The sequence below is a fragment of the Acidicapsa acidisoli genome (assembly GCF_025685625.1).
GTDB lineage: Bacteria > Acidobacteriota > Terriglobia > Terriglobales > Acidobacteriaceae > Acidicapsa > Acidicapsa acidisoli.
In genome coordinates this window covers 687,410-704,307 of sequence record NZ_JAGSYI010000003.1, presented here as the reverse complement: position 1 = coordinate 704,307, position 16,898 = coordinate 687,410, and the positions used below count along the sequence as shown (strand labels likewise).

The 16,898-nt window shown below is 59.4% G+C and carries 19 protein-coding genes; 2 read left to right on the top strand and 17 right to left on the bottom strand.

Annotated elements, in window-relative coordinates; genetic code table 11:
* Positions 1-15: 15 nt before the first annotated feature.
* Positions 16-294: a hypothetical protein gene (locus OHL23_RS20765; protein WP_263353876.1), complete on the bottom strand. Its 279-nt coding sequence runs from the start codon at positions 292-294 to the stop codon at positions 16-18.
* A gap of 340 nt (positions 295-634) precedes the next feature.
* Between OHL23_RS20765 and OHL23_RS20760 the strand changes: the two genes are divergently transcribed.
* The gene (locus tag OHL23_RS20760) at positions 635-1,027 is read left to right on the top strand and encodes a HesB/IscA family protein (RefSeq protein ID WP_263353875.1); all 393 of its coding nucleotides are present in this window, start codon (positions 635-637) and stop codon (positions 1,025-1,027) included.
* An 84-nt stretch (positions 1,028-1,111) separates the two neighbouring features.
* Here the strand turns inward: OHL23_RS20760 and OHL23_RS20755 are convergent, their stop codons facing one another.
* From OHL23_RS20755 to OHL23_RS20705, 11 genes are all read right to left on the bottom strand, one after another.
* Positions 1,112-2,215, bottom strand: coding sequence for a type II secretion system protein (locus OHL23_RS20755; protein WP_263353874.1), 1,104 nt, complete (start codon positions 2,213-2,215; stop codon positions 1,112-1,114).
* Positions 2,216-2,223: 8 nt separating this feature from the next.
* Positions 2,224-2,862 carry a hypothetical protein gene (locus tag OHL23_RS20750; RefSeq protein ID WP_263353873.1) on the bottom strand — a complete coding sequence of 213 codons (639 nt, stop codon included), beginning with the start codon at positions 2,860-2,862 and terminating at the stop codon, positions 2,224-2,226.
* Between the two features lie 2 nt (positions 2,863-2,864).
* A complete protein-coding gene (locus tag OHL23_RS20745) occupies positions 2,865-3,536 on the bottom strand; it encodes a hypothetical protein (protein WP_263353872.1) in 672 nt (223 codons plus the stop codon).
* Positions 3,533-4,378: a fimbrial assembly protein gene (locus OHL23_RS20740; RefSeq protein WP_263353871.1), complete on the bottom strand. Its 846-nt coding sequence runs from the start codon at positions 4,376-4,378 to the stop codon at positions 3,533-3,535. The genes OHL23_RS20745 and OHL23_RS20740 overlap by 4 nt, the downstream gene beginning before the upstream one ends.
* 4 nt (positions 4,379-4,382) lie before the next feature.
* A complete protein-coding gene (pilM, locus tag OHL23_RS20735; RefSeq protein WP_263353870.1) occupies positions 4,383-5,312 on the bottom strand; it encodes a type IV pilus biogenesis protein PilM in 930 nt (309 codons plus the stop codon).
* Complete coding sequence (locus tag OHL23_RS20730; RefSeq protein ID WP_263353869.1) at positions 5,312-6,949, bottom strand: GspE/PulE family protein; 1,638 nt, start codon at positions 6,947-6,949, stop codon at positions 5,312-5,314. Before OHL23_RS20730 ends, pilM begins: the two co-directional genes overlap by 1 nt.
* A gap of 61 nt (positions 6,950-7,010) precedes the next feature.
* On the bottom strand, positions 7,011-8,210 hold the full coding sequence (locus OHL23_RS20725; RefSeq protein ID WP_263353868.1) for a type II secretion system F family protein: 1,200 nt from the start codon (positions 8,208-8,210) through the stop codon (positions 7,011-7,013).
* Between the two features lie 145 nt (positions 8,211-8,355).
* Complete coding sequence (locus tag OHL23_RS20720) at positions 8,356-8,757, bottom strand: type II toxin-antitoxin system VapC family toxin (protein ID WP_263353867.1); 402 nt, start codon at positions 8,755-8,757, stop codon at positions 8,356-8,358.
* A 6-nt stretch (positions 8,758-8,763) separates the two neighbouring features.
* Positions 8,764-9,042: a type II toxin-antitoxin system Phd/YefM family antitoxin gene (locus OHL23_RS20715; RefSeq protein WP_263353866.1), complete on the bottom strand. Its 279-nt coding sequence runs from the start codon at positions 9,040-9,042 to the stop codon at positions 8,764-8,766.
* Between the two features lie 68 nt (positions 9,043-9,110).
* Positions 9,111-9,785, bottom strand: coding sequence for a riboflavin synthase (locus OHL23_RS20710; RefSeq protein WP_263353865.1), 675 nt, complete (start codon positions 9,783-9,785; stop codon positions 9,111-9,113).
* A gap of 62 nt (positions 9,786-9,847) precedes the next feature.
* Complete coding sequence (locus OHL23_RS20705; protein ID WP_263353864.1) at positions 9,848-10,021, bottom strand: hypothetical protein; 174 nt, start codon at positions 10,019-10,021, stop codon at positions 9,848-9,850.
* Positions 10,022-10,155: 134 nt separating this feature from the next.
* Between OHL23_RS20705 and OHL23_RS20700 the strand changes: the two genes are divergently transcribed.
* Entirely contained in the window at positions 10,156-10,431 is a 276-nt protein-coding gene (locus OHL23_RS20700; RefSeq protein WP_263353863.1) for a DUF2277 domain-containing protein, read from the top strand.
* Between the two features lie 34 nt (positions 10,432-10,465).
* On the opposite strand, the gene ribD is transcribed toward OHL23_RS20700, so the two are convergent.
* From ribD to OHL23_RS20675, 5 genes are all read right to left on the bottom strand, one after another.
* On the bottom strand, positions 10,466-11,605 hold the full coding sequence (gene ribD, locus OHL23_RS20695) for a bifunctional diaminohydroxyphosphoribosylaminopyrimidine deaminase/5-amino-6-(5-phosphoribosylamino)uracil reductase RibD (RefSeq protein WP_263353862.1): 1,140 nt from the start codon (positions 11,603-11,605) through the stop codon (positions 10,466-10,468).
* 122 nt (positions 11,606-11,727) lie between these two features.
* On the bottom strand, positions 11,728-12,771 hold the full coding sequence (gene ftsY, locus OHL23_RS20690; RefSeq protein ID WP_396127391.1) for a signal recognition particle-docking protein FtsY: 1,044 nt from the start codon (positions 12,769-12,771) through the stop codon (positions 11,728-11,730).
* 128 nt (positions 12,772-12,899) lie between these two features.
* On the bottom strand, positions 12,900-13,922 hold the full coding sequence (locus OHL23_RS20685; protein ID WP_263353861.1) for an NAD(P)H-dependent glycerol-3-phosphate dehydrogenase: 1,023 nt from the start codon (positions 13,920-13,922) through the stop codon (positions 12,900-12,902).
* Positions 13,919-14,608, bottom strand: coding sequence for a glycerol-3-phosphate 1-O-acyltransferase PlsY (plsY, locus tag OHL23_RS20680; protein WP_263353860.1), 690 nt, complete (start codon positions 14,606-14,608; stop codon positions 13,919-13,921). The genes OHL23_RS20685 and plsY overlap by 4 nt, the downstream gene beginning before the upstream one ends.
* 25 nt (positions 14,609-14,633) lie before the next feature.
* Entirely contained in the window at positions 14,634-16,892 is a 2,259-nt protein-coding gene (locus OHL23_RS20675) for a GH92 family glycosyl hydrolase (RefSeq protein ID WP_263353859.1), read from the bottom strand.
* Between the last annotated feature and the right edge of the window lie 6 nt (positions 16,893-16,898).

Sequence of the window (16,898 nt, the reverse complement as noted above, 5' to 3'; positions counted from 1 at the left end):
TCCGGCGCAACTTAACTAAAGAAGCGATTTGCCCGCGTCCCAGGCGTAATACGCGAGCACCGCTATCGTCATCAGCACGGTCAGAATCAGGCTGGCCCGCAGCGCAGGCTGCAGCTTGGTTACCTTCGAAACGATCTGGGTCTGTACAGCTTTTTCATGGGCAAAGGCGTCATCCAGAAAGATTTGTCCTTCTTCATCGCGAGTCAGACTGGAACGATAGGCATACAGAAGAGCCGTAACCAGCGCAAAGATCGCCCAAACGATCCACATAACGGGAACCACATTCGGTGTCATACGCTTCCTCCTCGGCTGAGCATTTCAGGAGAAGATATATTCCTGAAATGCTCCATTTCGGTCCGGCGTGCCTGCGAGTCCTGATCGGAATCGCGGTCTCGCGGGTAGGAGGGCCGCTTGGCGTAACACTTTAGCACCATTCTGGGCTCATTTTCAAAGATTTGGGAGTGACGAACGTCACGGTTTGCGACCATTCAGGAACGAGTCGCATCCAATCAGCAATATCGGACCAAAACGCTCTTGTTTCAAAATGCGTTGAGGCAGTAGAGTAGTGACAGGGTTCGAGAAGGCTTAGAAGCAGAGTTCAGCGTCAAAGTTCAGTAATCAGGAGAAACCGCACATGGCAACCGCAACCGCCGCAATTACCCCCGATTCCGCCAATATTCCGGTCACCGAAACCAAGGCAACCCCGCTGAACATGACCCCCGCGGCCATCGCCAAAGTTCGCGAAATCATGGCCACCCAGGATCCGATTCCTGCCGGTCTGCGCGTGGGAGTTGTGGGCGGCGGCTGCTCCGGCTTCCAGTACTCCATGGCTTTCGAGAACCAGAGCGGCATGATGGACAAGGTCTTCACTTATGACGGCCTGAAGGTCTTCATCGACGCCACCTCGCTCATGTACCTCAACAACTGCATCGTGGACTACGTTGAAACCTTCGAAGCCGCAGGCTTCAAGTTTGAAAACCCCAACGTCAAGAGCACCTGCGGCTGCGGCTCCTCCTTCAGCGTCTAAGACGCCGGTTATCCAGATCTCTATGCACAACGGCCCGTCTCCCAGGAGACGGGCCGTTGTGCGTTTGTCATGAATCGAAAGGGTTTATTGCTGCGGTTGCGTCGTAGGAGGGGGAGTTGGCGCGGGTGAGGGAGTACCTGTTCCACTCGACCCAAAGGAGCTTCCGCTGCCGAACGAACTTCCACTTCCAAACGACGAACCACTGCCGCTTCCAAACGATGAGCCGTTTGTGCCAGGTGTGCCGGACGTACCACCCGCCGGCTGGCCGATCGCGCCCAGGCTGCTGCTCATCATGATCTGGTCGGCATTCGGGTCATACCAGAACTCCCACTCGTTGAAGTGCTTCTTCTTCTTCCACTCCAGAATGGCTAGTTTTGGACTGGTGCTTTCCACGCCGATGATTCCGCCGCCGCCAAAAGTCTGACCGTTTGTGCTGCCGCCGATGCCGCCGGAAGTAGTGCCGGTCGGACTGGTTCCGGCAGCTCCTGAAGCAGCATTCGGGTCCGTGCTCGTACCGCTTCCCGTTCCAGTCGCGCCTCCGGCAGTCCCTCCGGCTGTGTTTCCGGCATTCGGATCAGTTCCGGTCGTACCGATGGTAGATGTAGATCCGCTGTTGGAATTACTGCCAAAGGAACTGCCCCCGTAGGCTCCGCCCCCGGGCGAACTGCTGCCAAAGGTACTCTGGCCGCCAAAGGCGCTCTGCGAAGCTGGACTGCCAATATTCTGGCCGACGCCGCCCGGTCCGATTCCTGCTATCGTTGAGCCGCCAGTCCCACCAATCGGTTGGCCAAAGAACCCGTAGGAAGGCGTTTTGTTTTCGCCGAAGTGGATCAGGTGCCATTCATCTTTACCCGTCATTGGGTCGACGTACCGCTTGCGCAGAAAACGAATCTCGTTCGTCTTCTCAAGCGCATCCAGATTCGGCGGATACGCTCCGAACTTCTTGTAATACAGCTTGATCGCCCGCACATACTGCTTCCCGCGGTGAATCAGCTCAACTTCCCGGTCCCGTTGGATGTCGGCCGCCATCTTCGGCGCGGCCGTGGCAAGCACAATCAACACCATCGCCACCAGAAACAGAACCGCAAGCAGGATGTAACCTTGTTCTCCCGCCCCCTGCCCTCCTGCACCCTGTTCTCCCGGGTTTCGCCGGGCCAGTCTCTTCGGAATTCGGCTTCTGTTACTCATACAGGTCTTCAATTCGCCATCAGGGGCAAAGTCTGGGTGTTGTTATAGCTGAGATCGGTCACCTGCACCGAGTGAGTGTCCACCGCAACGACCTTATAGCGGTGATTCACAATCTCACCCGCTGCGGCTTCAAAAATATCCTCGCCGTGCAGCAGAAACGCTTCCCGCTTCCCATCCTTGTTGGCCGAGTATCCAAAATAATGCAGATCGATCGCAGGCGGTTGCGGAATTGGCGGCGGAGTGTACACAGGCACAACCGGGCCCTTGGGCCGCGCAGGCGCAAGCGCCTCTTCAATCTGCACCGGCGCCGAGTTGGCGGAAAAGATATTCCTTCCGCTGCCCGCGTACTCAATCGACTCGCTCAAAGCCAATCTCTCCAGGTGCAGCGCAGGATCAAGCCCCGAGGTCGCCAGCTTATGCGCCGCCGGTCCGGACGTGTTTCTGTTCGTCGCGCTCCCGGTCGCTGTTCGAATCGCGGGAGCCTCCGGAGTCTCGTGCAGCGTCGCGGACCGCGACGGGGCAGAAACCGGAACCGTCGTAGGCGGACCGCTCATAAGCTGGCTGATTCCCAGATACGCCAGAATGCAAAACAGGACGATGGCTATCACGACATTGCGCTTGTTTTCTGTACCGGCCTTGATCGCCATCGTTACCGTCCTTTCCCGCTGCTCGGAGTCGCTGCTCCGTGCCGTTCCTGCGAAGTGTCTGGTTCCGTGGCAGGCGCGTCGGAGTCCGTCGAGTCATCGGGCGGCGATAGGACCGGCGCGTCCTGCGGCCTCAGCCAGGTCGAGAACTCCAACCTCAGATTCACCGTGCCGCTCTGTTGCCCGGTCAATGCCATGGCGCGAATCACAAAAAACGTCGGACTTCGCTCTAATCCATTCACAAAGCGCATAATCGCCGGATAATCGCCGCTCAATCCCGCATCCATACGGATTTCGGTAAGATCCCCGGACCCCGGAGCCACCGTATACTGCACCCTGGTCAGTTGCACAGGAGCCTTGGTCTTCAGGTCTCCCAGCCGTTCCAGCACGGCGGACCAGCTCGGCGGAATTCGCTTGGCATAGAACGCGTCGATCTGCTTGCTTGATTCAGCTACCTTCTTGTCGAGGCCGCGCAGCGGCGCCGTCTGGAACTGAAGCGTCCGAAGCTCCGCCTGCCGGGTCGCCATCGCATCCTGATTGCTGCTGCTCGTTGTTCGCCAATCCAATCCCACCCGGACGCCCAGCACAATGGTGGCAATCGCCAGCAGACCAAACCCCACCGCGTGCAATCCCAGGGGAGACAGCAACCGCTCCCGAACCTGCGTCATCGTGCTCATTGCGGACCCCCTTGCGGCGGCTGCGGGGCTGCATTCTGCACTCCTGCCCCCCTGCGCCTGGGACGCATGCCCGGCTGCTGTGCGGGATCGCTGATTGTATGGCCCGGAAGAGTCTGAGAAGGTTGGGGAGGCTGGCCAGCATACGGCATCCGCGTTGCAGGCCGAGCGGGTAACGGCAATGGCGTGGCCGATTCCGAAGCCGTGCCGGGATGGCGGTGCTTTTGTGCTGCAATCTCCGCCTTTCGCTCCTCAAGCGTCGCTGGGTTGTACTCGGCAAGAATGTCGAAACTCACCCTGCCAGTCTCGCGTACCGGCTGCAGGTCTCCCTGCGAACTGCTCTCCGAGTTCTCGCCGGCGATACGCGGCGAAACAAAGCGCCGCGAGTGTTCCATGTTTCGCACCATCTCAACCGAGCGCTCGCGCTGGCCGGAAACCTTCAGGCGCAGCGTAAGGCGTCCATCTTTACCCCGAGCCGGCTCAATCGCTGTCACCTGGACCCCGGCTGGCAGCACCTGCTCCAGGTCTTCCATCGCCCCTGTCCACGAGAAAGACTTTTCATCGAAGAGTCCATTCAGGAACTCGGCCTGTTGCAGCACGCGGGCATTCGCCGGCTGCTGCATCTGCGCCCGATACCCCTCCTGTTCCTGCTGTACCCTCGCAATGGATCGATTGACACCATCTTCCTGTGCCGCCATGCGCAACGCCGCCTGGTGAAAGTGCATCAACCCAAAGCCCAGCGCGGCAAGCACCACCGCTAGCGCCGCCATGCCAATGCGCAGCCGCTTGATCGCCGGACCCTGATCGGCATAAGGCCGAGTCGCAAGATTGAGCGTGATCTTCATCGTTCTAGTTTGTCCCCATCAGCGCCCCGGTCACTCCCGCAACCGAATGCTGTCCTATCGCCGAGGCCATCCCAATTGCCGCTCGCGGAGCTACTTCCCCTATCGACAATGCCGGATCGTCCACCAGTTCCGCAAACTCATGCACCGGCAATACTCCCGCGTATAGAATCCGGTGCGGACGGACCTGCAACCGATCCTCAAAGAATGCGGCAGCAACGGCAATTGCCCGCTGAACTTCGGCTTTGTGCGCCTCCGGTTCCGGCGGTAACTCCACTGTGCGATAAAGCAGGATGTCATTCCCCGACACGATGGACGTAGTCAAGGCGCGGTCGCCCAGATTCAAAGTCAGTACCGCTTCCTGGCTGTCGATGGCGGCCAACACTGCGAGAGTCGCCGGCAGCACTGCGCCCGGCTCGTAGCCCGCCGCACGGACAGCGGATTCATACTCAGCCAGCACCGGCCCGGGCATGATCGCCGCCAGCACCTTCCACTGCGTCTCCGTGCGAGAAGACCCCTCGCTCAGCACCTGGTAGCTGATGCCCGCCTGCTCCACGTCGAATGGAACCGACTTGCGCAGGCGGAAACGCAGCACCGGCAGCGCCTCGTCCTGGCGCGCAGGCAGCGTGTCAAAGTCCAGCACAAAAATCCGTACTGCCGGGTCCGGCACGACCACCGTCACTGACTTCGTGCGCGGCTGCACATGGCCCAATGCGGTGCGAATCGCAGCGGAAATCGCGGGCAGGTCATGCAGATTTCCCTCCAGCAATCCCGGCGTCACCACATTCGGGGCCAGCGTCTCGGAAGCAAAGACCGGCGCTTCCCCGGCAGCAGCCGTCGCAGCGGCCGTCACCCCGGTCGGCGAAATTTCGCACGCCGCCGCTGGCCGCCCGCCCGGCGCAATCCCAATCGAAGTCTGCAGTCGAAAACCAGCCACTATCTGGATGCCTCGATGAACGTAACCTTGTTGATTTCCTTAAGCGTGGTAAAGCCGCGCCTCACCCGGTCCAGCGCCGACTCGCGCAGGAAGCTCATGCCTTCCTTCTGGGCCAGTTTGCGCACTTCCGAAGTGGGACGTTTATCCAGAATCAACTCCCGGATCGGGTCGGTCAAGTCCAATAGCTCGTGAATCGCCGTTCGCCCGCGATATCCGGTCCCGCCGCACTCAATGCAACCTGCGCCCTCGCGAAACTCGAAATCGCGCCACTCCGCCGGATCGAGCCCACTCAACAACAGCATCTCCTCCGAATGCTTCACCGTCGTGGTGCAATAGGTGCAAATCGTCCTCACCAGCCGCTGCGCAAGAATGCAGTTCAGCGCCGAAACGAAGTTGTACGCCTCCACACCCATGTTCAGGAAGCGCCCCAGCACGTCGACAACGTTATTGGCGTGGACGGTCGTGAACACCAGATGTCCTGTCAGCGCCGAGTTGATGGCAATCTGCGCCGTCTCCGCGTCGCGGATCTCGCCGACCAGAATCTTGTCCGGATCGTGCCGCAGAATCGAGCGAAGGCCGCGGGCAAAAGTCAGCCCCTTCTTTTCATTCACGGGAATCTGCGTAATGCCGCGAATCTGGTACTCGACCGGGTCTTCAATGGTGATGATCTTGTCTTCGTCGCTCTTGATCTCATTGAGTGCGGCGTAAAGCGTCGTCGTCTTGCCCGAACCGGTCGGCCCCGTCACCAGCACCATCCCGTACGGCTCGCGAATGTACCGCCGGAAGCGCGACAGATCGGCATCCGCAAAGCCGACGACCTCCAGCGTCAGGTTGCGGAACTTCTCGGACATGGACTCTTTATCGAGCACACGAAGCACAGCGTTCTCGCCATGCACCGTAGGCATGATCGAAACGCGGAAGTCGATCAGCCGCCCTTTATACCGAACCCGGAATCGTCCGTCCTGCGGCACACGGCGCTCGGCGATGTCCAGCTCCGACATGATCTTGATACGCGAAAGAATCGTCTGGTGGTGCTCGCGCGCAATAGGAGCCATCGCAGGCTGCAGCACACCATCGATGCGGTACTTCACCAGCAGGGAATCGTCGTATGTCTCGATATGCACGTCCGATGCGCGCCGCTCCAGCGCGGTAAAGATCGTCGTATCCACCAGGCGGATGATCGGGCTGAGATCCTCATCGCTGGCCAGCTTCTCGATGGAGATATTCTCGTCCGCATTCTCATCGCCGGAGAGCACATCAAAGGTCAGTCCTTCGCTCGCCTCATCCAGCACGCGCTGCGACTGCTCAGTCTTCTTCAGCAGATCGGTAATCTGCGAGAGCGTAGCGACGCGCGGCTCGATGCGATGCCCCAGCAATCCGGCAATCTCATCCAGAACCATCAATTTGGATGGGTCGCTGACCGCAATCACCAGCACATTGTCATGCAGTTCCAGAGGCACAAAATTGAAGCGGAACATCAATTCCACGGGAACTGTGCGTAGCAGATCGTGCTGGATCTTGAAATTCTTAAGGTCCGCAAACTCCGCTCGATACCGTCGCGCCAACTGCTCCGCCTGCCCGCGCTCATCCAGCCCAGCCGCCAACCCATTCGGAACCGTAATTACCGCATCCGCCATAACCAACCCTCGTAGCGCCACCGTTGCCGCTAACTTGCTAACCCGCTAACCTGCCAACTCGCTAATGCGAGAACTGCTGCACCTGCCCTAAGGAGAAGATCGGCAGATACAGCGCGATGAGAATAATGACCACAAAGACGCCCATGACCAGCAGAATCACGGGTTCGATGAGGGCCATCGCGGCCGTCAGGGCCGTCTCCACATCCTCTTCAAAAAACTCCGAGACCGAATTCAACATCTGCGGCAGGGCTCCCGTCTGCTCGCCTACCGAGATCATTTCAATTGCCACGCCAGGGAAGACCTTCGTCGCCTCCAGAGAATTCGCCAGACTCTTGCCCTCGCGCACGCGCACCACGGAAGAAAAGACCGCCTTCGCAATCCGCTGCGAGGAGATCGATCGCGCAGCCGTCTCCAGCGACGGCACCAGCGGCAATCCGCCGGTAAGCAGCGTCGATAGCGTACGACCGAAGAGTGCGACCTGATACTTGATCCAGATCTTGCCAAAAACCGGCAGGCTGATGCGAAAGCCATCCAGAAGATCTCGCCCCCGGGGCGTCTTCGAGTACCGGTTCAGTCCATAGATAATCGCCGCCAGCACCACCGCGGCATACGGCCCACGGTGCTGTGCGGCCACGCCAAAATTCAGCAGCGCGACCGTAATCCCAGGCAGATGCGAGCCCATCTGGTCATACAGCGTCGCAAAGCTGGGCACGACAAACGTGATCAGAAAGATGAACAGAGCGATGACGATTACGATCAGCACGCACGGATAAATCAGCGAAGCCGTCAGCTTTTTGCGAAACGTCAGCGAAATGCGCTGGAAGCTCACAAACCGCTCCAGCACCTCCTGCAAATTGCCGGAGCGCTCTCCGGCCAGCAGCGTGGTCGTGTACATGGTCGGAAAACCGCCCTGCGCCTCAAAGGCCGCCGAGAGCGACTCGCCCGACTTCACCCGTTCCGTCACATTCAAAAGCTGCCCGGCAAAGTGCGGATTGCGCTGGTTCTTGGCCAGCATCTCCAGCGATCCATGAATGGGCAAACCGGCGCGCACCAGCGTCAGAAACTGCTGGTTAAAGATCAGAAACGGCTCCAGCTTGGTCTTTCTCTTGCGTCCGCCGAGCCCGCCCCGCGAACGTACCGAAAAAACATGGTATCCGGCGTGGAGAAACCGCTGCTTCAACTCGTCCGCCGAGGCAGCCGAGTGCGTCTGCTCCTGCACCCGTCCCCGCTCATCCGCCAGCTTGATGACAAATTCAGCCATATCTTCGCTTTCCGGCTTCTCGTCTCCGGTTCTCTCGCAAGGGTATCAGCTTCCGTAGTCCGCCTGTGACAGTATCCCTGGCAGATGGACGCACAGTCTGCCCCGCGCGCTCAAAATCGGGAGTCAGGAGGCCGGGCCGCCAAATCTACGCCAGAAGAGGAATCCCAGCAGCCTTCGCAGCAGCCCACAGAGCCTTGTCCAACGTCGCCAGCGGAACGCCATGCCTCTGAGCCAGTTCCAGATACGCAGCGTCGTAAACGGTCAGCCGATGCTGGCGGGCCAGATGGAGCAGGTTTGAGTGGTTCGGCGCGTTGTCTGTCTCGATTGAAAATTGATCTAGCTGACGAAGAAAGCGGGTCGAGTCCATTTGCGAAATGCGCTGTCTTCGCTCATTAACCAGTAAAATGTTTCGGACTTCGTAGCACCATATTGGCGGCACAATGGCAGACTCGAAGTCCAGTTGGGCATAGGCTAAGGTCGCCACTGGATGCTCCTCGTCGGGCATTGCCCATGTAATCGTCACAGAAGCATCCAGGACATAGGGCATCTCTCTCTATCGACGCCCCTCATCTCGGGCAGAAAGAATTTCCTCGAGCGAAACCGGCTTGGTGCGTTTTCGAATCTCCATAATCTCAGCCTTGGCGCGCTGAATACGCTCGGGGTCGATTTTTCTTTGGGGCCCGGCATCGGGAGCAGCTTTAGGCCCAGCGCCTGAAGAGATGTGCGCAATCGCCTTGCCCTCCCGTGTGATCACTACCGTCTCGCCTCGTTCAATCCCGTCGAGAATATGCGGGAAATGAGCTTCCACTTCCGATGCCTGAATTGTCTGCATGGTCTGAATTGCCCTCCCGTAAATTCTGGTGTAAGTGCCTTAAAAACAATCATACCCCGATTCGCGGACTAAAATCCCTCCGCCACCAGCCATGCCTCGATCAACTCAAACCTGGGCTTTTCGTCGTCCAGCAGCTTCGCATAGGCCAGTTTGACGAGCACATCGGCCTCCACATTGATCGGCGCGCCAGCGGCCAGCGCATGAAGATTCGTGCGCCAGTAGGTGAGCGGCAAAATGGCGGCGGTAACAATCTCGCCATCAAAGTCCGCAATCGTCAGGCTGATTCCTTCGAGCGCGACAGACCCCTTGAACACCATCCACGGGCGCACATGCTCCGGAACCCGAACCCGCAGTGTCCAGTCAGTCGTCTGTTTGTCAAAATGAGGGCTGGATTCAGACACAACGGGCTTCAGTGAGACGAGTTCGCCGGTCCCATCCACATGGCCCTGCACAATATGACCGCCAAGCGGGGAACCAGCAGCCGTAGGCAGCTCCAGATTGACCAGCGAACCGGCGGCCAGGGCACCAAGAGAAGTCTTCGCCAGCGTCTCCGCCGCCAGATCAGCATGAAACAGCTCAGGATTCACATCCAGCGCTGTCAGGCAGACACCCGAAACCGCCAGCGAATCGCCCTCGCGCAACTGCCCCGCAATCTCCGGCGCAGCAACCGTCAACCGCCGCACCCCGCCCATGTCTGTTAAAGAAACGATTGTTCCGGTCCGCTCAATAATCCCAGTAAACATACTTCCAGCTTACCGCTTTTAGCAGAGCGAGGCTCTTCTTCGCCGGGCGCAAAACCAAACCCTCAGCTGTCCTTGCGATACAGCAGATCGCGGATCGCTTTTCGCCGCGCCTCATTGGCTTCGCTCTCCGCCTTACGCTCCTCGGCGTCCATGGCGCGCTTCGAGGCCGGCTCATCGTCTTCCGGCTCACTGCACGAAGGGCAGCGGTTGGCAAAACCGGGCTTGTCCGGCTTCAATTCAAACTCTTCAGAACAAACGGCACAAACGCGAATCGGAAACGGCATAACTCCCATATGATAAAACCCAATCGCGGTCAGATTCCAATTTCCACGGCCATTTCAGTGTGTGTTTATGCTGTGGTAAGAGGCCAATGCCCATGTGCAGAAACATCAAAACCCTCTTTAACTTCGATCCGCCGGTCACCGACCAGGAGATTCGAGACGCCTCGCTGCAATTCGTCCGAAAGATCAGCGGATTCACCAAGCCTTCGAAGACGAACGAAGCCGCATTCCTCGCCGCCGTCGACGAAATAGCCGCAGTCTCGGCGCGCCTGCTCGCGTCGCTCGAAACCTCAGCATCCCCCAAAGACCGCGACGAAGAAGCCGCCAGAAGAAAAGCCCGCTCCGCCGAACGATTCGCCAGTTAAAACCGAAATTTCGGACAAGAGCGCCTGATGAGACCTAATGCTTCGGCGCAGACGCCCACGGATCGCGCAGCAGCGCCGAAACGGAATAGTCATTCCCGTGGCGCTCAACCTCAGCCGCATCGAGCATCACCGGCATGCTCAGCCCGCGAAAGGCCGGCACCGCATCGGAACCCATGATCTGCGGCGAACAGAAAACCTTCAGCCGGTCTACTAGCCCCGCCGCAAGCAGAGCCGTATTTAGCCGCGTGCCAGTCTCCGTAAGCAGCGTTTGAATCCCATCCGCGCCCAGCATGTCCAAAACCCGGCCCAGCGGCACCCGCCCCGAATCAGCCGTGAGCACTTTGACGCGAACACCGCGCCGGATCAGCTCCTGCACCCGCGCCTCATCCTTGCTGACCGTAAACAGCACCACGTCGTCCTGCGCAGTAGTTACCAGCTTCGCGTCCAGCGGCATCCGCAGCGCCGAATCCAGAATCACCCGCTGCAACTGCCTGCGCCTCGGCCTGCCGCTGCGATCCGTCATCATCGGGTCGTCGGCAATCACGGTGTCGACGCCCGTCAGCACAGCATCGGCCTCCCATCGCATCACCTGCACCGCAGCCCGCGAAGCCTCGCCAGTGATCCAGTAAGGCTGTCGAGCCGCCTGCTTCCCCGGCGGCGGCCCGATCCGCCCGTCGAGCGTAATCGCGACCTTCATCTCGACCGTTGGCCGCTTGCTGACAATCCAGCGCGCAAACCCCTCATTCAGCCGCTGCGCCTCCGCCTGGCATACTCCAACCTCGACCGCAATTCCAGCCTGCCGCAGCCGCTCCAACCCAGTCCCAGCAACCAACGGGTTCGGATCCCTGGTCGCCGCCACAACCCGCGCCACTCCTGCTGTAATCAGAGCCTGGGTGCAGGGACCAGTGCGCCCAGTATGGTTGCAGGGCTCCAGCGTGACGTAAGCAGTTCCACCTTTGGCCCTATCGCCAGCCGCGCGAATCGCGACAACCTCAGCGTGATCCAGCCGGTCGTACTCATGCCAGCCCTCGCCTGCAACCTCACCCTGCCGATCCAGGATCACGCACCCGACTACGGGGTTCGGTGAACAGAGGCCGATGCCGTGACGGGCAAGATCCAGCGCCTTGCCCATCCAAACTGTATCTTTCTCGGCAGCGGCCATCGCGTCAGTCATTCCAGTCTCTCTTGCCGGACGATCAACGTCGGCTATCCGGCAATCTATGTAATTTATCCGCCAGTCTATGCTGCAATTCCTGCAAATACTGTTGCCCGATCCGCCTATGCAGGCCGCTGAATTCAGTCTCCCAGCAGCGAATCGACAAAGGCCTCCGGGTCAAATTCCAGCAGATCCCCGATCTTTTCGCCAACCCCGACATACCGCACCGGAAGGTTCAATTCCCGCGCAATGGCCACAGCAATACCACCTTTGGCCGTTCCATCCAGCTTGGTCAGCACAATCCCGGTCACGCCGGAGGCTTCGGTAAACAACCGCGCCTGCTGCAATCCGTTCTGCCCAGTCGTTGCGTCCATCACCAGCAGCACCTCATGCGGAGCCTCTGGAATCAACCGTTTAGCCGTCCGCCGCATCTTTTCCAGCTCATCCATCAAGCCGGTCTTGGTATGCAGCCGCCCCGCCGTGTCCACCACAAGGACGTCAATCCCGCGAGCCTTGGCTGCCGACACCGCGTCATACAAAACCGCAGCCGGATCGCCACCGTGCTTGGTCTTGATCATCTCCACGCCTGACCGCGAAGCCCAGACCTCAAGCTGCTCAATCGCCGCCGCGCGAAAGGTGTCTGCCGCACATAACAGCACTGTTTTGTTTAGGTTGCGATTCCAGGCCGCCAACTTGCCGCTTGTCGTCGTCTTGCCGGTACCATTCACGCCGACCAGAAAAATCACCTTCGGCGGCGCGGCAGGCTCCGCGATAGGCTTGCGAGGAGCCTCCAGAATCGCGCGGATTTGCTCTTTCAGCAGCGACCGAAGTTCCTCGCCGCCGGCAATATCCTTCCGGAGCGCCCGGTCGCGCAACTGCTCCAGAATGGCCGTCGTCGTCGGCAGCCCAAGATCGCTGGTAAGCAGCGCCGATTCAAGGTCTTCGAGAGCGCTCTCGTCTACAGTTCGCGTAAGCGCCAGCACGCCCTCAAGCCGCGAAGAAAACGACTCGCGCGTGCGAGTCACCGCCTGCTTCATCCGGTCAAAGAAGGCAGATCCGAAACCAGTCCGTTCGCGGTCCTGCGCAGGCTCCGGCTCTGCAACCGTTGCGTTTACTTCCGCTTCAAAGGTTTCCGATTCCGCGGGATTATCGGCTTTCTTGCCGCCAAAAAGCTTTGAAAACATGGGTATCTATCCGAATTCGAGTCTACCAGCCAGAGCCATCAGTATTTTGAAAGTGGACTCGGGAAGAAAGCGGGATAACTCAGCAACGCCCAGCCGAAGTACGCCTGGACGGCCAGTCACGGCCGGTTCTAATCCTCGTCGCGGCCTGGGCGCAGCATCAGTTCGCGGATCGCGGCCTTCGGGTCCTTGCCCTCGTCGAGAATTAGTTCCATCTGCTCGGTAATCGGCATCTCCACGCCCAACTTACGCGCCAGACCCAATGCCGCCCGGGTCGTCCGAACGCCTTCAGCCACCTTGCCATCCAACCCCGCCAGGATTTCGGGAAGCTTGCGCCCGCGTCCGAGTTCGAAGCCTACCGTGCGATTGCGCGAAAGAGAACCGGTGCAGGTCAGCACAAGGTCGCCGACACCGCTCAATCCCGCCAGCGTCTCGCGTTGGCCTCCGGCTGCGACAGCGAGGCGAGTGATCTCGGCAATGCCACGGGTAATCAGCCCGGCAGCCGAATTCTGGCCCAGCCCGAGTCCAGCGAGCACTCCTGCGGCGATGGCGATTACATTCTTGAGCGCACCGCCCATCTCCACGCCAATCACGTCGTCATTGGTGTAGAGCCGCAGCGTCGGACTCGAAAACTCCTTCTGAATCTGCGCCGCAACTGCCGGATCACGAAAAGCGACCGTGACTGCGGTCGGCATCTCAGCGGCCACCTCCTGGGCGAAGGATGGTCCGCTCAACGCGCCTACGGCTACATCAGCTCCGTTCCCTGCGAGTTCCTTTTTAAGACAACTCTCAATCACTTCGCTCATGCGGAGGAAGGTGTGGTCTTCAATTCCCTTGGTTGCGCTTACGATTACCGCTCCAGGATGAATATGCCGGGCCATGCGGGTTAATGTTGGTCTCAGGAACTCGGACGGCACGGCGCAGACCAGAATTCCAGCGTCGGCTACGGCCAGGGCATCGTCCGAGACGACCTTCAAAGAGTCCGGGAAGGGAAATCCCGGAAGAAAGTGCAGATTCTCCCGGCTTCGGTTCAACGCCTCGGCGGTTTCAGCGCGATGCGACCAGAGCGTTACCTCGTGATCGCCCTTGCGGGACAGCGAAAGCGCGATTGCGGTTCCCCATGCGCCGGAACCCAGAACGGTAATCCGGCTCATGCAGGGCCGTTCTCGGGGTTGGGCGCTTCATTTGGCGTCTTCTTGCCGCCCGAGCCAAAACGGTACTCCGTTCCCGCCATCAACCGGAGAATATTCTGCTGATGTTTTACAAGAATCAGGCCAGCCACAATGCCGACGATCGCCATGATCAGATAATTGCGTGCCCACGGAGCGGCCAGCCAAGCAAACAGCGGAAACGCCGCCGCTCCCAGGACCGAGGCGAGAGACACATAGCGGCCAAGCGCGAATACAACGACAAACACGGCCAGCGAGCCCAGCGCAGCGTAGGGAACCAGCACCAGGAAGACGCCAAATGCCGTCGCCACTCCCTTGCCGCCGCGCAACCCAAGCCAGATTGGGAACATGTGTCCCAGCACAGCACAAAGCGCCGCGAGCGCCGTCGCATCATGCGGGCGAAGGTGCGGAAACCCCATCGTCGCCAGCCGCGCGCCGACCAGCACTGCCAGCGCTCCCTTCAGCACATCGAGCAGAAAGGTCGCGGCTCCCAGCCCCTTGGCGCCGGAGCGAAGCACATTGGTGGCGCCGATATTGCCGCTGCCGAGCGTGCGAATATCCTGCTTGCGAAAGATTCGCATCAGCAGATATCCCGTGGGAATCGACCCCAAAAGGTAAGCCGCCACCACGATGGAAAGCGAATGCAGCCAGACTGTAACCGTAAGTGGCATAACTTACAACTTTATCAGGTGCGGGTTATGGCTTCCCAGACAGAGAACCAGACACAGAACTGGCTGCAATCGGAGCCGGCCGCCAGTTCGCACCCCAGTTGGACGGCGCGGGACCCATCACCAGCTTCAACGTTGCGCCGGCTATTATCTCGTCATAGCGAATCACCGGCTCATCCAGCGCTTTGCCATTCAGCGTTGCGGATTGAATGTAGACGTTCTTATCCGAGTTGTTCTCGGCAATCACCGCGAGCGTCTTGCCATTCGCCAGCCGCAGCGTCATCTTCCTGAAAAGCGGACTGCCGATCATGTAATCGCCCGAGGCCGGATTCACCGGATAGAAGCCAAGAGCCGTGAATAGATACCACGCCGACATCTGCCCGCAATCGTCATCACCGTCAATGCCCGAGGGCAGATTGGCGTACTCGGCATTCGCAACCTCGCGCACCCTGGCCTGCGTCTTCCACGCCGCTCCGCTGTAGTCGTAGAGATATGGGTAATGATGGCTCGGCTCGTTGCTGTGAACGTTATGCCCGCCGCTGAAATGCTCATCCAGTCTGGCGTTGTAGGCATCGCGCCCGCCCATCAGCGCCACAAGCCCGGGCAGATCATGCATCACCGCCCACGTATAGACCCAGTGGTCGCCCTCCGTCCAGCCATCCTTGGGGTCTGCCCACGAGCCATCGGATTTCCGGCCCTGCATGAAGCCGGTTTCCTTGTTGAAGAGGTGCCGGTAGTTGAGCGAACGCTTCAGAAAGAATTCGTAATCCTTGGTCTTGCCAAGAGCCTTGGCCACCTGCGCCACGCACCAGTCGTCGTAAGATTCTTCCAGCGTGCTTGATGCGGCTTCCGCAGTCTTGTCGGTCGGGATATAACCTAACTGCTTCAAGTAAGTCAGGCCAGCGCGTGCTTCATACGGAGTATGCGGCTCGCGGTCATACCACGTATGTTTTGTATCGTCATCGGGCGGCGTCATCGCGTCTTTGTAGACAGCCTTCCACGCAAGGTCGTAATCGAAACCAGTGAAGTGCTTGTTGATCGCCTCCGCCACCAGTGAGTCGGCGTGGGTCCCGATCATGATGTTGGTGTAGGATGGGTTTGGCCACTTGGGCATCCAGCCGCCCTCCTGATAGTCGTTGAGCAGAGCCGTAATCATGCCGGGAATGCGCTCCGGGGCGACCAGCGTCAACAGGCTGTTCTCCGCGCGAAAGGTATCCCAGATCGAGTAAGCGGTATACGACTCGCCGGAGTGGATCGTGTCGTCAAAAGCGCTGTAATAGCGGCCCTGCTCCGAGAAGATACGCGGATAAAGCAACGCATGATACAGAGCAGTCGTTACCGTCTTGACTTGATCATCGCTTGCGCCTTCGACCGAGACGCGCGAGAGCTTGTCATTCCACTCGGCGCGCAGCTTCTTCTGCACTGAGTCGAAATCCCACTCCGGTATCTCAGCTTTCAGGTTCGCGCGCGCCTGCTCGATGCTGATGAATGAAGTGCCGACTCGCGCCTCAATTACGTCGCCATCGTGAGTTGCAAAACTCGCAAACGCGCCCGTTGCATCGGCATGGGTTGGCTCGTTCGGGCCATAGGTCCCAGCAGCAGAAAAGCTCTTGCGAAACTGGACGACAAAGTACCCCTTGAAGTTAGGCAGCTTGAACGGACCAAGCCCGGAGTCCACGCGATCCGGGTTGTAGCCGGTGATCTCATGCGCTGCCGCATCCACCTTGGCGAATCCATCGATCCCTGGGCGCGACGCCTCGACAACAATCCTGGAATCCGCCCCGGCAGGAAAGGTAAACCGCATGTATGCGCAACGCTCGGTTGCCGTCATCTCAGCGCGAATTCGCTTCGAATCGCCAGTATCCATCAACACGGAGTAGTAATCTGGCCGCGCAATCTCATCGCTGTGAGTGAACGCTAACTTGCGCGCTTCAGGAGTGGTCTTGAGTTCCCCGATCTCCGGCATCAGCGTGACGTAGCCGTAGTCTCCCATCCAGATCGCCGGTTGATGGGTGCCGATAAAGCCGGAGATGGTGGTGTCTTCGTATTTATAGGAGACGACGCTCAGCTTGTTCTGGCGTGTCTGCGGTGTCCAGTCGGTCATGCCAAAGGGCGGCGTGACGAATGGCATTGTTCCGCCGTAGCCGATCTTGCCGCTGCCCGTGCCAATGTATGGGTTTACGTGGTCGACCGCGTCTCCCTTGATCTCAGCGCCGGACGGAACAGACGCACTGAATGCGAGCACTGCCAGAAACACCGGCACTGCCGCGCGAATTCTAAAACCCATCTTCAA

What these genes read in the sequence shown, in the direction of transcription:
- OHL23_RS20730 (WP_263353869.1), bottom strand. Translation starts at nt 6,949, where the DNA reads ATGGCGGATGCGGTAATTACGGTTCCGAATGGGTTGGCGGCTGGGCTG.
- OHL23_RS20710 (WP_263353865.1), bottom strand. Translation starts at nt 9,785, where the DNA reads ATGTTTACTGGGATTATTGAGCGGACCGGAACAATCGTTTCTTTAACA.
- OHL23_RS20725 (WP_263353868.1), bottom strand. Translation starts at nt 8,210, where the DNA reads ATGGCTGAATTTGTCATCAAGCTGGCGGATGAGCGGGGACGGGTGCAG.
- OHL23_RS20760 (WP_263353875.1), top strand. Translation starts at nt 635, where the DNA reads ATGGCAACCGCAACCGCCGCAATTACCCCCGATTCCGCCAATATTCCG.
- ftsY (WP_396127391.1), bottom strand. Translation starts at nt 12,771, where the DNA reads ATGTTTTCAAAGCTTTTTGGCGGCAAGAAAGCCGATAATCCCGCGGAA.
- OHL23_RS20750 (WP_263353873.1), bottom strand. Translation starts at nt 2,862, where the DNA reads ATGGCGATCAAGGCCGGTACAGAAAACAAGCGCAATGTCGTGATAGCC.
- OHL23_RS20700 (WP_263353863.1), top strand. Translation starts at nt 10,156, where the DNA reads ATGCCCATGTGCAGAAACATCAAAACCCTCTTTAACTTCGATCCGCCG.
- OHL23_RS20715 (WP_263353866.1), bottom strand. Translation starts at nt 9,042, where the DNA reads ATGCAGACAATTCAGGCATCGGAAGTGGAAGCTCATTTCCCGCATATT.
- OHL23_RS20740 (WP_263353871.1), bottom strand. Translation starts at nt 4,378, where the DNA reads ATGAAGATCACGCTCAATCTTGCGACTCGGCCTTATGCCGATCAGGGT.
- OHL23_RS20755 (WP_263353874.1), bottom strand. Translation starts at nt 2,215, where the DNA reads ATGAGTAACAGAAGCCGAATTCCGAAGAGACTGGCCCGGCGAAACCCG.
- OHL23_RS20765 (WP_263353876.1), bottom strand. Translation starts at nt 294, where the DNA reads ATGACACCGAATGTGGTTCCCGTTATGTGGATCGTTTGGGCGATCTTT.
- OHL23_RS20720 (WP_263353867.1), bottom strand. Translation starts at nt 8,757, where the DNA reads ATGCCCTATGTCCTGGATGCTTCTGTGACGATTACATGGGCAATGCCC.
- ribD (WP_263353862.1), bottom strand. Translation starts at nt 11,605, where the DNA reads ATGACTGACGCGATGGCCGCTGCCGAGAAAGATACAGTTTGGATGGGC.
- OHL23_RS20685 (WP_263353861.1), bottom strand. Translation starts at nt 13,922, where the DNA reads ATGAGCCGGATTACCGTTCTGGGTTCCGGCGCATGGGGAACCGCAATC.
- OHL23_RS20745 (WP_263353872.1), bottom strand. Translation starts at nt 3,536, where the DNA reads ATGAGCACGATGACGCAGGTTCGGGAGCGGTTGCTGTCTCCCCTGGGA.
- plsY (WP_263353860.1), bottom strand. Translation starts at nt 14,608, where the DNA reads ATGCCACTTACGGTTACAGTCTGGCTGCATTCGCTTTCCATCGTGGTG.
- OHL23_RS20675 (WP_263353859.1), bottom strand. Translation starts at nt 16,892, where the DNA reads ATGGGTTTTAGAATTCGCGCGGCAGTGCCGGTGTTTCTGGCAGTGCTC.